We start from the raw sequence: 17680 nt of genomic DNA, 5'->3' as shown, positions 1-17680 counted from the left end.
CAGAGGTCAAATCCTTCAAGGTGACCCAACAATGAACTTGGATTGCCATATCAAAGAAGTAACGAAGGAAAACGGTAAAGTCGTAATCCTTGTAGATGCGAACCTTTGGAAAGGCGATTTGAGAATCTATGAATTAACGGACCTTTCTTTAGTAATTGGTTAATTCAATCCACATCATCAACCCATGATTTAAATCATGGGTTGATAATGCCTATATCGCAAGTGTTAAGCCGATAGGCGTCACTTGTGATGACACATTGGCGAAGTCTCCCGACTTCGAAATAAACACAAAGTAGGATTCGAAGTCGGGAGACTTCGCCAATAAACAGTTCCAAGTGACGCTAGCGCTTAACACTTGAAACATATTGATAACACTTAATTATTCATTCAAAAAGATGAATACGACATTGACAAAAAACAACGGCTTAAAGACAGCTGCCAAGTCCACATCAAAGTGGTTTGGTGCTTCAAGCTTTGCAAAATATACAACGGAGGAGATCAAGCAGCAGTTTGAGAAATTAGACAAACAGCTTTTTGTGATCAGAAACCAAGAAGGTACAGTAGGTGTAGCAGATGGAATGGGAACAGCCTCTTCATCGGATTTACAGTCTGCAGAACTTTTAGCGAACATTCCAGCTTATGCTCCTGAAGCATTGGGTGATCCTTCATTCAGAGCGGCGTATGGTTTGAAATATAACTATATGGGTGGTGCAATGGCCAACGGTATTTCTTCGGAAGACCTAGTGATTGCATTGGGTAAAGCAGGTATGTTATGTTCATTTGGTGCAGGTGGATTGATTCCTTCAAGAATTGAGCAGGCGATCGACAAAATCCAAGCGGCATTACCAAACGGACCGTATGCGTTCAACTTAATTCACTCACCAAATGAGGTAGCTTTAGAGCGTGAAGCTTGTGAGTTGTTCTTAAAGCGTGGTGTGAAAGTGATTGAAGCCTCTGCATTTATGGACTTAACACCATTTGTAGTGAAGTTCAGAGCAGCAGGGTTACGCAAAAATGCGGATGGATCGATCCATATGGAAAACAAGATCATCGCAAAAGTATCTCGTTTAGAAGTAGCGGAGAAATTCATGCGTCCAGCGCCAAAGTCGATCTTAGACAAGTTGGTAGCAGAAGGTCAGATTACAGCTGAGCAAGCAACATTGGCATTATCTGTACCAATGGCAGACGACATCACTGTAGAAGCGGATTCGGGTGGACATACAGACAATAGACCGTTGGTATCATTATTACCATCAGTGTTATTGTTAAGAAACAGAATCCAAGAAGAATTGAACTACCCTGAGCAAGTACGTGTAGGTGCTGCAGGTGGTATCTCAACGCCTCAATCGGTATTAGCGGCTTTCGCTATGGGTGCGGCGTTTGTAGTAACAGGTTCAATCAACCAAGCATGTTTAGAATCAGGTGCATCAGACCACTCTCGTAAGGTTTTAGCACAAGCAGGAATGACAGACATCATGATGGCGCCAGCATCAGATATGTTTGAGTTGGGAGTGAAATTACAAGTGTTGAAGAAGGGAACATTGTTCGCTTTAAGAGCACAAAAATTATATGATACGTACATCGCTTATGACGGCATCGATGCGATTCCAGTCAAAGAGCGTGCTACGTTAGAAAAGACGGTCTTTCAAGATACTTTAGAGAACATCTGGAAGATGTGTATTGAGTTTTTCCAAGAGCGTGATCCAGAGCAAATCACAAGATCAGAAAACAATCCAAAGCGTAAGATGGCATTGATCTTCCGTTGGTACTTAGGACTTTCTTCATCATGGGCTAACCGTGGTGTGAAAGGCAGAGAGTTGGATTACCAAATCTGGTGTGGTCCTGCCATGGGTGCATTCAACGAGTGGGTAAAAGGTACTCCTCTTGAAAACTGGGAAAACCGTAAAGCAGTAGACGTTGCTCACGCATTGTTCAACGGCGCTGCCTACTTGTACAGATTGCAATACTTAGAAATGCATGGCGTACAAATCGACGGCAAATTCAAAGCAGCAAGTGTGAAATATTAGGCTTCACGCTTCGCTGTTCATTCATATCTTATTTATTCTGATTGACCCCGTGGCTTTTGGCGACGGGGTCTTTTTTTGTATAATGTAGAAAAATATAATGATTTTTATTTTGGAAGCTTGTCAATACCAAATTTATTTGAATTTATAACATAAAGGCTATTATTCTTCCAGAATAGAAATAAGGTATCATTAGCGTTACAGTATTCTTTTAATCCGCTGAACCATATTCTAGTATCTCCTCTTTTATTAGCTTTATATAATGTTACGTCAACTTCATCTTGAGTATTATCAATAATGATTGCTTTTTTTGAAATTTTATGTTCAGGTCCTTTTGATTGTGAGTCATAATCATGAAAGTTTGTATTTTTAAAAAAATCACGAACTGGAAGTGTAGCATCCATTATGGATTTAGAAAGACCTGTTTTTGTGGGAATTAACCTGCTAAATGCTATATTATTTTCTATAAAATAATCTGAAATTGATTTTATAGGGTTATTCTCAAATACCTCTTTAGTTTTACATTTTTCTATTAATTCAGAAATGACACGACCTCTATGATCTCTTGAAGATTTTTCGTGGCTACCTTGTCTAGCGACTTCAAAATATCTTCTTTCATTTTCTGAAATATCTTCAAGATCTTTAACAGTGTCTGCATCAAAGTAAATATCTACCTTAGATTCTAATTCTAATAAAGCTGACATTAATAGTTCTAGGTTAAGTTGACTTTCATCAACTTTAGATAGTTCGATAATTAATGTAAATAAGTTAGCTTTATTAAACCAATAACTCTCCTTTGGAAGTCCAATAGATTTTATAGTTTGAATTGATTTTAAAAGCAACTTTAATATTGTGTTCGACTTTTCAAATGCTGCATTATACTCTTCAAGGTATTGGTTTATTTTTGTACTTCTCCCAAAGTAATTACCTTCAATCAGTGTGGAAATTATTAACATTGTATATTGAAAATCAAACATTCTTTTAATATCATTTTCGGAGAATACTTCATTTTCTGTAAAAAATGAATTAATAAATTCTCTTTCGGATTTTTCAATCCTAATGTCTGTCATTGATTTATCAATATCAAAAGAGGGATCAACTAATAATTTACAAAAAATAGAAATTTCACCATCTCCATACATAGCATTATTTTTTTCATTTCCATTTAGAGAATAATCGGTACTATTAATTCTTTGAAAGATTTCTGTAACAATACCTCTATCAATGTCTTTTAAATCTTTAACCGAAACTTTGTAATTCAAAAACTCTTTTTTTTCAGATGGAGTTAATTGATTAAATGAAGGAATTTTATTTTGTGATTTAAAATCTCCAGAGCCTTTGATATATTCTACAATAGTAGAAAGTCTTTGTTGACCATCTACTATTTCTTCTTTAGCTATCATTTGATCAATATCAATATCTGAACTAGCAATATATACTTCAGGAAAAGGGAAATTCTTTAAAATTGTTTCAATAAAAGCATACTTGTGTTGTTTTTTCCAAACAAGTTTTCTTTGATAACCTGGTTGTGTTTCTAATAATTCATTATCAATTTTGTTGTAAATTTCGATTATCTTGACACTTGTTGTTGGTATGCTGTCAGGTAATTTTTTATTATTCATGTTGCTATTAAATTTAAATATATCTTTCTAATGTTTTCAATATGGTAATTTTCGAAATAATACCAATTTTTATAAATACCAATATTAACATCTCTTTTGAAAAGGGTTTTATATTTATCTTGGATATCTTTTATTGCTTCTGATATTTTATAATTATCAGGGACTAAATCAGGTCTTATCCAACCTTTTAAAATGTATTTAGCAAATTCATTTCGGCCTCCTTTTTTACTGAATAGATCTAAGTTTGAATAACTTCCAGTATATTCATAAATCATTTTTAGCTGGTTGTCAAATAATGTATTTGAAACTATTGCAATATCTAAATCTGATTTTTTTTTATTTGTGTCTTTGGAATAATCGAAGTCAAACTCTTTAAAAGAATATAGACCTTCAGTTCCTTTATCAGGTTTTATACTAAAACCTAGTTTTGCTGAACCAACTATAGCAATGTCTCTTATATGTACATCAAGAGAATTAGCTAGATCTTTTTTAAATTGGAATTCATTTGTTTTTTCTATTTTATCAAAGAAAAAGCATGATCCATCAAGAAGATATTTTTGGACAACATCTTCGTGTGATAAATTAAGACTATCTTTTTTAAAAGCTGCAATATCCATTTATTTGATGTTCTTTAATATTTCTATTCCAATAGCCTTAGCCATTAATGGAGGGACTGCATTTCCTACAAGAGTATATTGTGGAACAGTTATTTTTCTATCGCTACCGCCAGTTGTTCTTTTACCTTGAAAAACAAAAGAGTCATCAAAAGACTGTAGTCTTGCCATCTCCCTAACAGTTAATGCCCTTGGAGAATTATAGTGAATATAATCATCAGGTATTGTCATAATTGTAGAGCTTTGTTCCTCTGGTTTTAGAACATTATAATTTCGTTTGTTAGAAGAAAGATTATTCTTTGCTAATTCAATTTGTGCCTCTTTATAACTACCTGATTTTAATATTATTTCTAGACGTTTTACAACAGTTTCATTTTGATTACTGGTTTTATGATTGTTAAGAATATCATAGTTTTTTTCTCCATTTTCTAAAGCTTCTGTATTTCTTACGTAAAATGGTTTATTAGCATTTTGATATTGTTCTAATAAACGACCTTCACGACTCCATTCAGCAAAAGTCTTACCTTTTTTAGAATTGGGTTTTCCATCAATTGTTCTTGGTTTAATGAGTTGCTTCATTTTCTTTGCAGAACCATTATATTGAGCTGTAATATCAACTTCCTCATAATGGTGTTTTTCTTGATTATTTCCAATGAAGTCAAGATCATGCAAAGCTTCAAAAATAGTAACTTTCTCTTCTTCTGAAACTGTTGGAGGAATTTCTGAAATAAACTTTTGATCTTTTCTACATCCAATAAATAAAACCCTTTCCCGATTTTGTGGCACACCATAATTGGAAGCATTTGCAACAAAAGGCTTCTCTATTCGGTATAAACGAATGTTATCTACAATTACATCTAATTCTTTAGTTTGTTTAGGATCACATTTTTCTTTCAAAAATTCAATGATTTCATCAAAAGAAAGTGTGTAGATTCTAAGAGAAGTAAGAATATTATTAATATCACTACTGTAGGCATCAGGAACATCTAATTGAGAAAATGCAGTTTTAATTTTTTCAATAATATTATCAACACCTAAGTCTGAAATGAAGTTTGTAAATGACTCAACAAAAAAGTCATTATCAATATTGCATTGATCTTTTTCTTTTATGATATCTCTTTTCAGTTTTTCCCATTCTTTATTACGAAGTAAAATGTTAAAACCATGACGGATTGTACTTATACGTTCATCTGTTTTACTCGTACGGTAATCAACTATTTTTGGAGTGATATTTCTGAACTTAGCTTCAATATGTTTAATAAAGGCTTCTTTTCCTGATGATTTTTTGGATTCAGGTAATCTTTCTATTTCAATACGTTTAATTAAGCTATCAATTACAAATTCATCTAAAGATGATTTATGTCTTAGAGATTTTAAAAAGGCAGTTAATTGAGGAACTTCTTTGATATCAATAATTGAATTTATCTCCCTCAATATTAAATCTTTTATTTTGCCTTTTTCTTTAGTTAGAATACCTTTTACATTTTCCATCACGAAGTATTTAGGTTGTAAAACCTTGATTACTTCTAAGTAGTGAGAAAATAAATCATCTTTTTTATCGAACTTTTTACGTTTTCCAGCCAAACTAAAACTTTGACAAGGAGGCCCTCCACAAACAACGTCAATTTTATGTTTCCCGACTTTTTCTAATAAGTTGTCTAAAAAATCAGGTTCAGTTATATCTTGACATAAAAATTGAGCATCAAGTCCTAGTTGATGATTATAACGAACTACGTGCGTCAGCTCACAATTTTCATTAATATCATTAGCCACAATAAAATCAAAGAATTTGTTATTTGCTTTTGCCTGTAAAAAGCCTTCACTAAATCCTCCTGCACCTGCAAATAAGTCAACAAATTTAAATGATTTACCATAAAGAGAAAGTTGTTCTCTAATAATATTTACCTCGTTATTCTCTTTATAATTCACAATATGATCGTTCAGTATTTTTTTTAGTTCTTTTTCAGAATATGTTTTTCCATAAGAAGGATTTAATAGCTCATCAGCCCTATTCTTGAGGAAATTAAGATAATGATTATACTCAATTGAATTTTCAAATTCATTAATTACTGTTTGGGTAGATTTATCGAAATATTTAGGTTCAATTTTTCTTCTAGTAGAAATTTTTACTTGAGAACCGCTACAATTGATACGCATATGAATTGGAGCATATCCTTTTTTATCTTCTTTATCTAAATAATAATTTATTGTTGCCATGTTTTACGGACATTTTTACGTACACGGACAAAATTACGGACAATTATTGTTTATCCAATAGTGAGTCAATTTTTATTTCATAATTTTCCTTTATAAAAGTAGAATCTTCCTTTATGGGTATTATAAGTACTTGTGGTTTGTAAGCTGTTACAGGTAACGCTTCTAAGTGTGTGATTTAGGTTAGTTCTATTATTGGAAGTTCACCGCTTTGTAGAGCCACAATGCCTTGTGGCTTACGTACCATAAGGAATACACTTTCATGAAGGAGGAGATATAAAGGCTCTAGTTTGTGGGTATTTGTTATAAGTCACAGACTATAACAAAAGGTTAGTTCTCAGTGACGCCTTTCGGCTTGATACTAAAAACAGTAGTGGTAGTAGTAGCTTTCAATTTTCTCACAATCACTTACTGTTTGAAATGTTAAGCGGTAGCGTCATTTCGAACTTGGTTATTGTTATAGTCTATGACTTATAACAATGATTTAAATAATAATTATAACAGGTCTACTTTCAATAAATTGTATTTCATTCCATGATAATTGGATGCACTTGAGTAGAGGTAATCTTTTGCGTCTAGTACTATTCCTGCTTTAACAGGGTTGTCATGAATGTAGCCTAATCGTTGTAAAAGTTTTTCAGAAGTATCTAGAATAATGGGTTGGTTGTGCTGTTGCCAAAATTGGAATTCTTTGTTTTTGGGATTTTTTTGACCAGCCCTCTGAAACATCCAAAGCATCCATTCTCTTCGACTTTCTTTGGTGTTTTCTTCAATGCTTTTTACAATAGTCTTAGCGGTGTGTTTTTTGAGATCTCTCAAAATATCAGACAGGTTTTTGTGGCGTCCTTTTGTGATGATCATATGAATATGATTACTCATTATCACATAGGCATGAATTTTTAAGCCTTTGTGTTCTTGGCAATATTTGAAACTATCTAGGATGATATTACGGTATTCTTCTCTTGTGAATACATCTATCCAATAGACTACTGTCATTGTTATGAAATAGGTTGCTTCTTGATCGTAGAAGGAGTGTGTTCTACCCATGATGAATCGTTATTAATTAGTTTTTTATTTATCGAAGTTAGTGATAAGGGAGGTGGGAATGAAATGTTTTTTTGTTATAAGTCACAGACTATAACAAAGTGGTAGTTCTCAGTGACGCCTTTCGGCTTGACACTCAAAACAGTGGTGGTGGCAGAAGCTTTCAATTGTACCACAATGCCTCACTGTTTGAAATGTTAAGCGGTAGCGCATTTCGAACTTGGTTATTGTTATAGTCTGTGATTTATAACAATGCTTTCATTGTTGATCTTCAGTAGTGCATATTTTATATGTTTGACCAAGTTATAAGTCACAGGCTTATCCAATTATTAGGTCCTCAGTGACGCCTTTCGGCTTGACATCAAGAACAGTGGGTGAGCTCTCTATCCTTATAAGGGAGTGGTCTTCACCCTTAGTAGGTCGCAGTGTTCACCCTTCATAGGTCGCAGTGTCTTCCCTTATAAGGGTGAAGACGTCACCCTTGTCAAAAGGCTTGAAATAGCTATAAAAAGAGGTCATTCAGAGATTTTTTCACTTTAAATGACCTTCTTTAATTTTTTAATTCACAATTAAAACATTTTCCAGACGTTCTGTTCTTGGTGATTTGAGCAGTTTATTCAAACTCCTTTGCGTCACCAACTCCAGCTCGTAGTTCCCTTTTGGAAGAGAGGGCACCATAAAGATCACCGCTTTGTTTTCATTGCTGATCAACTGTGCCACTTTTGTTTTAGACTGATCATCAAGGTTGACAAAGTATAATCCTACTTCCTCTTGATGTGCATCATCCCCTTCAATTTTAATACGATCTCCGAAAAGTGTTACCGCATTATTAGGGGTGATTTGATTGTTGGTTTCTCCCGTCAAACTATCGACCACTCTTAACAATACAGGTCCCGTCTGTGCTTGCCCTAATACCGTTACTTTGGTTTTCTCAATCATTTCACGACTGTTCGACGTGAGATTGATAACGGCTTTCAGTTGTTGTTTGAGTGGATTGAACACCTGCTCATAAAATACACCGCTTACGCCCAATCGAGCATTGATAAACTGTGTGTTGATGCTGTACCCTTGTGCCAGACCTTCACTTTTAATACGGTCAGCACGGTTGAGCAATTCAATAATCGTTTCCGCTTGGTATTCAGAACCCTCTTTCTTGATACGGCTTGCAATTGCCTCATTCGTTAAAGTTCCTTTGCTTCTTACTCTACCGAAAAAGTCGTTAGGATCGGGAGTAACAGTCAGATCATACAATTGTATGTCTACTTGATTGTTTTCAATAGCCATCGTTTAAGTCAGCTTTTTGGTTAAAAATAATTTAGTGATGTTGAATGAATCATTGTGTGTGAGATTTAGCAGTATACCCCTGTGGGATGGTTTAGTTTACTTTCTGAAAAGTAATTTGCTTTAGGTATGATCGTTATCGCATCATGCAATGAGTGTTAGTATTCAAATCGGATGTAATGTTAAGGGTTAATTCTCGAATAGTCAAGGGATTTGTGGGAATTTTGGGGTGAGAAGGAAGGGGTATTTGTGGTTCACGTACCATTAGCAATTAGTTTTGGGTTGGAGATTTGATTTTTGGATTATTGGTGATAAGTCACAGACTATCACAAAACCCAAGTTCGAAATGACGCTACCGCTTCACATTTCAAACAGTGTGGCTTGAAAGTAGACATCACTGTTTTTAGTGTCAAGCCGAGAGGCGTCACTGAGAACTTGGTTATTGTTATAGTCTGTGACTTATAACAACAATGATGAGAAGTGTAGTTTACTTTTTAATCTTATATAAAATTAGGTTATAATCAAATGCATTGACACCATGAATAGAATCTTCTGTAAAGGAAATAATATCGTATTCAACATTCAAGTCATCACTAAAATGAAAAACTAATTGATTATCTTTTGTAATGGAATATTTTACTTTTTTATCAGGATGATTCAATGAAATATAGTAGTCTTGATAGAACTTCGTAACTCCTTTTTCAGCTTCTTTATTTACCCATTTCCCAATTATTTGTTTTTTATAAAGATTAATCTTTTGTGAATCTAGGGTATTATTTTGTAGTTCTAATTTAATATTTTTTTTAGTTTCAGTTATACTTGTTTTTACCATAGTAATATCATCTTTATCTTTTTTATTTTCGTTTTGGCATGAAGGAAATATTAATAAAAAAACTAATTGAATAAATACGATGTAAAATAACTTTGTTATAGCTTGCATAAAGAAAAAAAAGTAAAGTTTAGTTCAATATTACTCTAAATATAAATATCTAAAATGAATTTTTCTTTAAAAAAAGTTTGTGGTTCTTTGTTATAAGTCACAGACTATCACAAAATACAAGTTCTCAGTGACGCCTTTCGGCTTGACACCAAGAACAGAGGGAAATTATTAAAACCTTATTATGATTGAATTAATTAAATCGATTAAAAAACTCCATAAAACTTTCTTAAAAGAAGAAATAGATGTTGAAAATGAGATACTAATAACTGATAACCAGCGTTGCAGGCAACGCTTCTACATGTGCGGTTTATTAGGTTAGGTCTATTATTGGAAGTTCACCGTCTTTTATGGGGATAATGTTTTGTGGTGATTGGTGATAAGTCACAGACTATAACAAAATACAAGTTCTCAGTGACACCTTTCGGCTTAACACCAAGAACAGTGAGGGAGTTAAAACCCCGAACAATGCCCAATTAGACATTGTTCGGGGTCTTTTTTATATTCTTGTGATATATTATATATTCCTACTTAATTTTTATAAGGATCATTTAAGTACAAGGATTTAAGGTCTTTCAAATTGCTCATAGAAGATGGAATATTACCTTTTAAACCTTTACTTAACTTCTGCACTAACATCAGGTCTTGTATAACCTTCTCTTATGAAAATAAAATAATTAGCTACAATTTTATCTTTACTTAAAGCTCTTAATTCTAATTCATTTTCATTCAATAAAGTGATCTCGTAAGATAAATTGGAGTCTCTATGATATATTGGAAAAGCACCATTCTTAAAATCAAGAAATACTTTATCATCTTCTTTATATAGGCCCCATTTCCACTGCTCTTTATTAGGAAAATCAATTTCATAAGTTAAGAAGGTATCATCATTTAATAACTTCCCTCCTAAACTATCAAAATAGTTTTTATTCTTTTGGTCTTTATCATCAAAAACCATTGTAGTTTGATTATTGCTCAGGGTAAATAAGCTATCTTCTAAAGAAAAACTCATTTGATCATCATAAATTCCTCTTCCTTCAAAATCATTAATTTCAGATATCCACCAATCAGGTTCGTATGATTCTCCAGAACCAATAGCAAGATGTCCCCAGTTACCTTTATCAAGTAACCACATTTTATTATCAGATCCCACCAAATAGTCTATATAAGGTTTTTTCCAGCTGTCTACTGTTGGTTCGACTTCATTTTCAGTACAAGATATTGTGATAATAAGTAGTACTAGTAGATAAATTGTTTGTTTCATGTCACTAATAGATTGTTTGTTTACTTTATGAAGGTAAAAGTAGTTTATTCATTTGAAGTTTAAAATTTACTCATAAAAAATCCTATTATTGGAAGTTTACCGCTTAGTAGAGCCACAATGCTTTGTGGCTTGCGGACCATTTCAATACGAATAGGTCAAATATGGATAATCAAAACCCGATCAATGGGATGTCTTCTCAAAAGCCCATAATTTCAATTATGGGTCTACTCAGCATAAATAATAGAGGAGATGATTGATCTGTAAATTCATTTTATCTTCTAACCTCAGAATTACATTTGGATTGGTAGATTCTTGTTTCATTATATATGTAGATTGAAGAGGAGGTATAACACTATTTTAAGGTACTGCCTCAAAAGAGTATTGAAGTACTAGATATATCTGATTTAGAGTGTTTATTGTATCCTAATTTTCTCAATTAGTTTCACTTTAATCAATTCAAGTTTTTCCAAGTCTTTGACTCTCTGTTGATTCACTTTATCTTTGATTTGAGATATTTTTGATTGAGATAGAGAGTCTTCTAATTTGCTTAGTTTTTCATTTAACCTCTTTTTATGAAGCCTAACAAAGGCCTCTTTTTTCTCTAAGTTATCTTGATGTATTTTATTTAATTGAGCTTTTTGATCACGGTGCCAATCCTTCAACTCATCAATTTTGGTAGGTTGAGGTTCTTTTACTGCTTCGTTTGTTCTTTCGATACTCGCTTTAAGTTTTGCTTCTATTTCTCTAGACTCTTTGAAAATTCGATCAATATCCTCTAAAGATTTTTCTATATCTCTGAATATAATATCATTATTGATCATTTGTAATTTATATTAAGCTCCTCATTTATTTTAAGGTATAAATTTCAATAAAAATAGTTGTTTAATATTAATCTTTTGTATTTGTTTAACTATAAATAAGTTACTTTTAAGTAAAACACTTTAAATTATCGTAATACCTAATAGATCTGTATATTTGCCTGAAATCTAATTTTATATTTTTAGCCTAAAACAAATTATGACCAAGTATTTACTTTTACTCCTTATTGCAGGACTGACAGCATGTGTTTCTTCTTTTCCTCGAAGTTTGAAAAAGACAGATTTGGACCAACCGAAAAAGGTTCAAGTCATCCAAAGTCATCATGATATCTCAAGTGAAAAAGGAAAGTTTTCAATAGAATATTTTGATGATTACTCCTACAATATCTATAAATATAACGAGCAAAATGTGATCGCAGATGCTGATTTTATAGATGATAAAGGTGAGGTGTATTGGAACTATGAAAGTACTTTTAACTCCTCTGGAAATGTAACCACTGTTTCGATTTTTGTGAGAGGAAAACTCAATACATTAATGAGGAGCAAAATTGTAGATGGTTTAGTTGTAGAAGAGATTTATTATGACGATGAGGATCAAATTAAATACTCAAATTTAAAGGAATACAATAGCGATAAGGTCATCTCTAAAAGGACTGATTTAGATGCTGAGGGTAAAGTAGTACAAGTTACCGAATGTGATTATAAGGATGGTAAGCTGATATTAATGACTAAGAAACTTCCCTCTGATAAAGTAAAAGAGACCATAAAAATTGAGCATAATTCTTTTGGTGATGCAATAAAAGAGGTAGAATTCAATCCTGAGAAAGAAGACACTAGGGTCGTATATTATGAATATGAGTATGACCAAAATGAAAATTGGATACGTCAATATAGATACAATAAAGATCGAATATTGGTAGGTGTAAACGTTAGACATATTACTTATTCTGATGAAAATAAGAAGATGACGGAGTCTGATATTTTGGGTGAGTGGTTCATATTAGGAAAGGAAAATGATGGATTTACCTTTAATGAAAACCATACTTTTTATTTGGCTGATAAGTCTGAAAAACTGGGTTCTTGGTCATTTGATGCTAAAAAGAGCGTACTCACTTTAATTGAAATGGACGGAAATGAAAGGGAGATGGAATTCAATTGTGAATTAAAAGGTGGATTATTACGCTTTTCTAAGGATGACGAAGAAAAGGTATTGAAATTAGAAAGAAGATCAGCTTTCATAGAAGATAAGTATACTATCAAAGTCGCTGAAAAGGCATTTCTAGGAAAATGGAAAGTAGTGAAAGGAGAAGAAAAAACGATTGAATTTTTACCGGATCATGAACTTATCATCACTTCTGCTAACGATGAACCTCAAAAAGCATATTGGGATTTTGATTTTGAAAAGGCGCTCTTTCATATGAAAAAAGGATCTGAGGAATTAAATGAATATCCTTATTTCTTCGAGAAAGGACAATTGAAATTTTATAATCATTATTTGGAGGAGGTGTTGACGTTGGAACCTATTAAAGCGACACTTTAGTGTAAGTGAAGTTTACGCAGATTTTGTAACACTCCCCATATAAAACAGCATCTCTTCCTCAATTTTGTAACAAGTTGTGGTGGGATTATTTTGGTATGGAATTTCACTAGCCTTCTTATGGTGTTTTGTATAATTCTATGATTTATACAAAACGCCAGTTCGTAGTATCGCTTAACGGCTTGAGACCAATAACAGTGTTGAGCATTTAATCTTCCACATAATCAAATTCTAAAATTACCCCATCGTGCTCATACAAATTGTCTCTTCCTTCGGATTCCCACGTTTGACGAAGAAAAGTTTCTTGTCTAGAGATGTATCCATCTTTATCGTAGGTATATTTAAAGTGTGTGTTAATTTCCATATTAGAAATATCAAAATTAGGCAAATCAAATGAATAGATTTTTCTTGTGATTAGCGTAGGATTGTTCATAGTTTGGAATGACTCTATGGGAGAAAGTTCAGTAAAGTAACTTTGATATTCATAAACCCCTTCGAAAAACTTAAAAGTTTTAGGATGATTATCATATTGGATAGTAGTAGTAAAGTAAGGGTTTGAGTTTCCAATAAAAGTATAAAGATTATCAGGTATTTTTTCTGTTTGTCCATTTAATGATGGAACTTCATAGTTTGAAATTTTAGTTATATTGTGGTTAGTCCATTCGTATATTTCAACTAAAGAGAACGAGTCAAATATTTTTAATTTACCGTAAGGTTGGCCTTTATTTCCATCAAAGTATAAAATAAAATCCTCTGTTTCTTCACCTGCAACCTCTACTTTCTTCATCAATTTATCTCCATCTAACTCAAGTGATATATTCTCAGTTTGATTGTTGCTACTTTCTTTAGTGTATGAAATTAGACGTCCATTGTCGTATGTGATATTGTCAATGTTGTCAAAGCTTTTAACGCTAAAATCATTATTGTATTCTACAGTGAAGGATTTTTGATTATCGATTTCTGTTGGTAGGTAATATCGAACAGTTTTTACATGTTTTTCCATATAACTCAACTCGTCAGAGTCACATGAAATGAGGAAAATTAAACTAAAAGAGAGAAAATAAAATAGTTTCATATTTGTTTGCTTTAATGAGATTTGAGACCAAAACTAATATTTTTTATGATTAAATCAGCTGAGTTTGATGTGAAAAATATCTGTTGATTCTATTTTTTTATTGTTATGCTTAGTAAGTCGTTACAGGTAACTTTTCAACCTGTGTGTTGTGTAAATTGTATAGATTGAAATTATATACTTTTGTGAGATTTTATATTCTGATATTTACCATTTAGGCTCTGCTATATTTTGGATAAGTTCCATTATTATTTCAATTTCTTCCTCTTCAGAACCATAGGGTAATGCACTTTCAATACCTTCTTCTAAGCCGTCATTACTTAATAAATTAATGCATTGCTCTTTTAAGTACTCTTTTACTGTTTCATTAGACTTTTTAAACCTATTAAGGAGTTCATCACAATTACCTAAAATATAAATGATGTCTTCGAAATCGTGACTTTGTCTTAAGTCATTCCCACCTCTACCGTTATGTGCTTCAAATTTAGCGGCTAAATAATATTCTGGAGCAAAAACATTAATTTCAGTTTTATCAGGAAGTATTTTTACAATTTTATTTTCAATACCTTCATTATACCAAGCATTGCTAAAACCTAAAAGTGTAGGATCAGATGGCATTATATCGACTTTAATACCTTTATATACCCATCTACAAATTGGAGCATCTTCAGAGATGTCATTTGCAAATCCTATTCTTCTTAAATCATCTTCTAATTTTGCTAAATGAATTCTTGATTGTAATTCAATGACACAATCTACATCTAGGGTAGGTCTAATATCTGATAATTCAGGGTGACTTGCATACAGTTCAGCTACAGCACCTCCTACAAATACCATTTCTTCTGTCAAGCCTTCCAATCCTTTTGCTACAGTTTGTAACATCTCAATATTTGAACTATGCATGCTTTAATCTTTTTTCAAGTTCTTCTTTTGCAATGTTGACTTCTCTTACTCGCCCGATTCTAATAGTATCGACAATAGTGAGTAGTTCATAAAATAACTGATCTTCTTGTACAATTTGAGGTATTGATTTAAAAAGAGGTTCTATCGATTGTCCTCGGTGTGTACCTCTTACACTAGGCCAAACATAAGTATCTAGACCGTTTACGATAAATTCATTGATTGGTGAAGCAGAATGTGCTGTTGGTATACCTTTTAGCACTGGTCCAGGTTGAGCAGGGAACACATATTTTAGTCCATAAATTAAGAACTCCATTAGAGAATTTACATTCACCTTTCTCTTTTTCGAGTTAATTAAACCTGATATTTTGCATCTATTTAATGCTTCAGAAACTTCAGATGCACTAATTTTAATATCATTTGCCAAGTCAATATTACGCCATTCCTTACTTCTATATGCAACTATTTTTAATAGAATTACAATATCCTGAGGACGCATTCCATTATGCTTTTTCATATCATGATTATTTTCGATTCGCAAATCGCGAATCACAAATTTAATATTAAGATTCTATCAAACAAAGTATAAACGTGTATTTGGAATTAATTCTATTGAAGTAAGTTTACCATGATTGATGTTATGGCTATAAACACATCCTGTATCAATATTAATCACTTGATTATTATTCTCAATTTGTTTTTTACACCTTTCAATTGAAATAGGTCGGTGCCCATGTATAATTATCTTGTTTGAAAGCAAATGATTGGAGTATGCTTTTTGACTTTTCCATAACATGGAATATTTATCATGAAACGGGGTCTTATGACTATCATTAAAACCAGCATGAACAAAAATGAAATTTTTGAAATGATAGAAATATGGAAGACTATTGAAAAAGTTAATGTATTGAAGGGGAATATCTTTAGCGGATTCAACTTTAAAACTCATTAGTGTTTTATTTCCTCCATTATTAAGCCATTTATTCTGAAGATACTCATTATTTATACTATCAAGTAGTAAGGCTTCATGATTACCCATTAATGGAATTATGTCGTAATTATTTTTTTGTAGTTCAATGATGTAATCAACCACCTGTTTACTTTGACTACCACGATCAATATAATCTCCGAGTAATATTAAACGATCCACTTTTGTAAGTTGAATATGTTTTTCTATTAGTTCTTTTAATGGATCAAGACACCCATGGATATCACCAATAGCAAAAAGTCGTTTCATGATATTTATAGTTTTTGGGATTGGAAAATTACCTTTTAAATTGACTTATCTTTGAACTAGCAATATATACAGCTTCATTGGAAATAGGTAATAATTTTAGAAAGTCCATTTCGATTGTCTGCTTTTATTTTTTGCCCTTTAATATTGCTAGAGTAACTAAATAATGGCTGATTATGAACGAAGAATTTGAGAAGGTATTGAATTTTATAGCCTTCATGAAACAATACGACATACTTGAGAGAGGGAAGTTAAAGGGAGATGATATTGCTAAAGAAATGGGGGTGAGCAGAAGACATTTTGATAGAATTTTTAAGCAATACTCAAAAAAGACACCTTTTGGTATGTCAGAAGAGTACAGAATATTTTTATGTATCAAAGAAATAATGGGTGGAACCATTTTAAAAGAAGTTGCATATAAATATGATTTCACACCTGAGGGATTGTCGAATGCAATACGTAAGAGATTTAGTCTAAGTGTAAAACAAATTCAAAGTGGAGAATTTAAAATTTGGGAACAATTTATTGTGAGTTCTGAAATAATTTTTATTGATAATTTCAAATACCGAATGAAAAAAGATAGGCTTATGGAATACATAGAAGCCTTAGATCAAGAAAAGTATTTGGATAGAATTGCGATCGAAAATGAGGAGTTTGAAGATAAGTTTTCATTATTGTTAGACTATAGTAAAGTTTTAAATTTACTACGAGAGTATAAAGGATTATCATTTCGAGATTCTGATATTTACAAACTTGATATGAGTGAAAGTTTAATTTTATATATGATTATTCTGAAAGAGACCAAGAAAGGAAAGAATGAGTTGACATATGCTTTAACAAAACTTTTTTCAATTCTTTTCTTAATTAGATTTTTTATGAATTTGGAGACTTTGGAACAAGTTGATGGTGTGTATGAAATTAAAATACCTTTTAAGCTGGAAAAGATGTTGAATGCTTTTGAAGAGATTCACCATTATGCAGGTGAAAAGTTACAAATAGCTTTAGACGTAACGGTTAAAGAGAATGAAGCTATAATAGAATTTAGTGATTATATGTTGAATGCACTTAATCTAGAGTAAGCACTCTTTTAATTGGTCTTTAGCATTTTAATACCCCAAA

The 17680-nt window shown here is 32.2% G+C and carries 15 protein-coding genes; 3 read left to right on the top strand and 12 right to left on the bottom strand.

Features of this window, described 5'->3' with window-relative positions; all coding sequences use genetic code 11:
* Positions 1 to 395: 395 nt before the first annotated feature.
* Complete coding sequence (locus AVL50_RS16045; protein ID WP_062617521.1) at positions 396 to 2027, top strand: PfaD family polyunsaturated fatty acid/polyketide biosynthesis protein; 1632 nt, start codon at positions 396 to 398, stop codon at positions 2025 to 2027.
* A 104-nt stretch (positions 2028 to 2131) separates the two neighbouring features.
* On the opposite strand, the gene AVL50_RS16040 is transcribed toward AVL50_RS16045, so the two are convergent.
* From AVL50_RS16040 to AVL50_RS16005, 8 genes are all read right to left on the bottom strand, one after another.
* Positions 2132 to 3646 carry a DUF262 domain-containing protein gene (locus tag AVL50_RS16040; RefSeq protein ID WP_062617520.1) on the bottom strand — a complete coding sequence of 505 codons (1515 nt, stop codon included), beginning with the start codon at positions 3644 to 3646 and terminating at the stop codon, positions 2132 to 2134.
* Positions 3643 to 4263: a hypothetical protein gene (locus AVL50_RS16035; protein WP_062617519.1), complete on the bottom strand. Its 621-nt coding sequence runs from the start codon at positions 4261 to 4263 to the stop codon at positions 3643 to 3645. Before AVL50_RS16035 ends, AVL50_RS16040 begins: the two co-directional genes overlap by 4 nt.
* On the bottom strand, positions 4264 to 6477 hold the full coding sequence (locus AVL50_RS16030; protein ID WP_062617518.1) for a DNA cytosine methyltransferase: 2214 nt from the start codon (positions 6475 to 6477) through the stop codon (positions 4264 to 4266).
* 492 nt (positions 6478 to 6969) lie between these two features.
* Positions 6970 to 7521, bottom strand: a complete 552-nt coding sequence (locus AVL50_RS16025; protein WP_062617517.1) for a transposase — start codon at positions 7519 to 7521, stop codon at positions 6970 to 6972.
* 555 nt (positions 7522 to 8076) lie between these two features.
* Positions 8077 to 8802 carry a DNA-binding domain-containing protein gene (locus tag AVL50_RS16020; RefSeq protein ID WP_062617516.1) on the bottom strand — a complete coding sequence of 242 codons (726 nt, stop codon included), beginning with the start codon at positions 8800 to 8802 and terminating at the stop codon, positions 8077 to 8079.
* Positions 8803 to 9286: 484 nt separating this feature from the next.
* Positions 9287 to 9739, bottom strand: a complete 453-nt coding sequence (locus AVL50_RS16015) for a hypothetical protein (protein WP_062617515.1) — start codon at positions 9737 to 9739, stop codon at positions 9287 to 9289.
* Between the two features lie 613 nt (positions 9740 to 10352).
* A complete protein-coding gene (locus tag AVL50_RS16010) occupies positions 10353 to 11000 on the bottom strand; it encodes a hypothetical protein (protein ID WP_062617514.1) in 648 nt (215 codons plus the stop codon).
* A gap of 413 nt (positions 11001 to 11413) precedes the next feature.
* Complete coding sequence (locus tag AVL50_RS16005; RefSeq protein WP_062617513.1) at positions 11414 to 11821, bottom strand: hypothetical protein; 408 nt, start codon at positions 11819 to 11821, stop codon at positions 11414 to 11416.
* Positions 11822 to 12017: 196 nt separating this feature from the next.
* On the opposite strand from AVL50_RS16005, the gene AVL50_RS16000 reads away from it, so the two are divergent.
* Positions 12018 to 13358, top strand: coding sequence for a hypothetical protein (locus AVL50_RS16000; RefSeq protein WP_062617512.1), 1341 nt, complete (start codon positions 12018 to 12020; stop codon positions 13356 to 13358).
* Between the two features lie 205 nt (positions 13359 to 13563).
* Here the strand turns inward: AVL50_RS16000 and AVL50_RS15995 are convergent, their stop codons facing one another.
* From AVL50_RS15995 to AVL50_RS15980, 4 genes are all read right to left on the bottom strand, one after another.
* Positions 13564 to 14430, bottom strand: a complete 867-nt coding sequence (locus AVL50_RS15995; protein WP_157491363.1) for a hypothetical protein — start codon at positions 14428 to 14430, stop codon at positions 13564 to 13566.
* Between the two features lie 204 nt (positions 14431 to 14634).
* Entirely contained in the window at positions 14635 to 15330 is a 696-nt protein-coding gene (locus AVL50_RS15990; protein ID WP_062617510.1) for a hypothetical protein, read from the bottom strand.
* A complete protein-coding gene (locus AVL50_RS15985) occupies positions 15323 to 15844 on the bottom strand; it encodes a hypothetical protein (RefSeq protein ID WP_062617509.1) in 522 nt (173 codons plus the stop codon). Before AVL50_RS15985 ends, AVL50_RS15990 begins: the two co-directional genes overlap by 8 nt.
* A 57-nt stretch (positions 15845 to 15901) precedes the next feature.
* On the bottom strand, positions 15902 to 16564 hold the full coding sequence (locus tag AVL50_RS15980) for a metallophosphoesterase family protein (protein ID WP_062617508.1): 663 nt from the start codon (positions 16562 to 16564) through the stop codon (positions 15902 to 15904).
* A 173-nt stretch (positions 16565 to 16737) separates the two neighbouring features.
* Between AVL50_RS15980 and AVL50_RS15975 the strand changes: the two genes are divergently transcribed.
* Positions 16738 to 17640, top strand: a complete 903-nt coding sequence (locus tag AVL50_RS15975) for a helix-turn-helix domain-containing protein (RefSeq protein ID WP_062617507.1) — start codon at positions 16738 to 16740, stop codon at positions 17638 to 17640.
* Positions 17641 to 17680 lie beyond the last annotated feature (40 nt).

Origin of the sequence: Flammeovirga sp. SJP92 (assembly GCF_001583495.1) — a bacterium.
Taxonomy (GTDB): Bacteria; Bacteroidota; Bacteroidia; order Cytophagales; family Flammeovirgaceae; genus Flammeovirga.
This window is presented reverse-complemented; position numbering and strand designations above follow the sequence as displayed.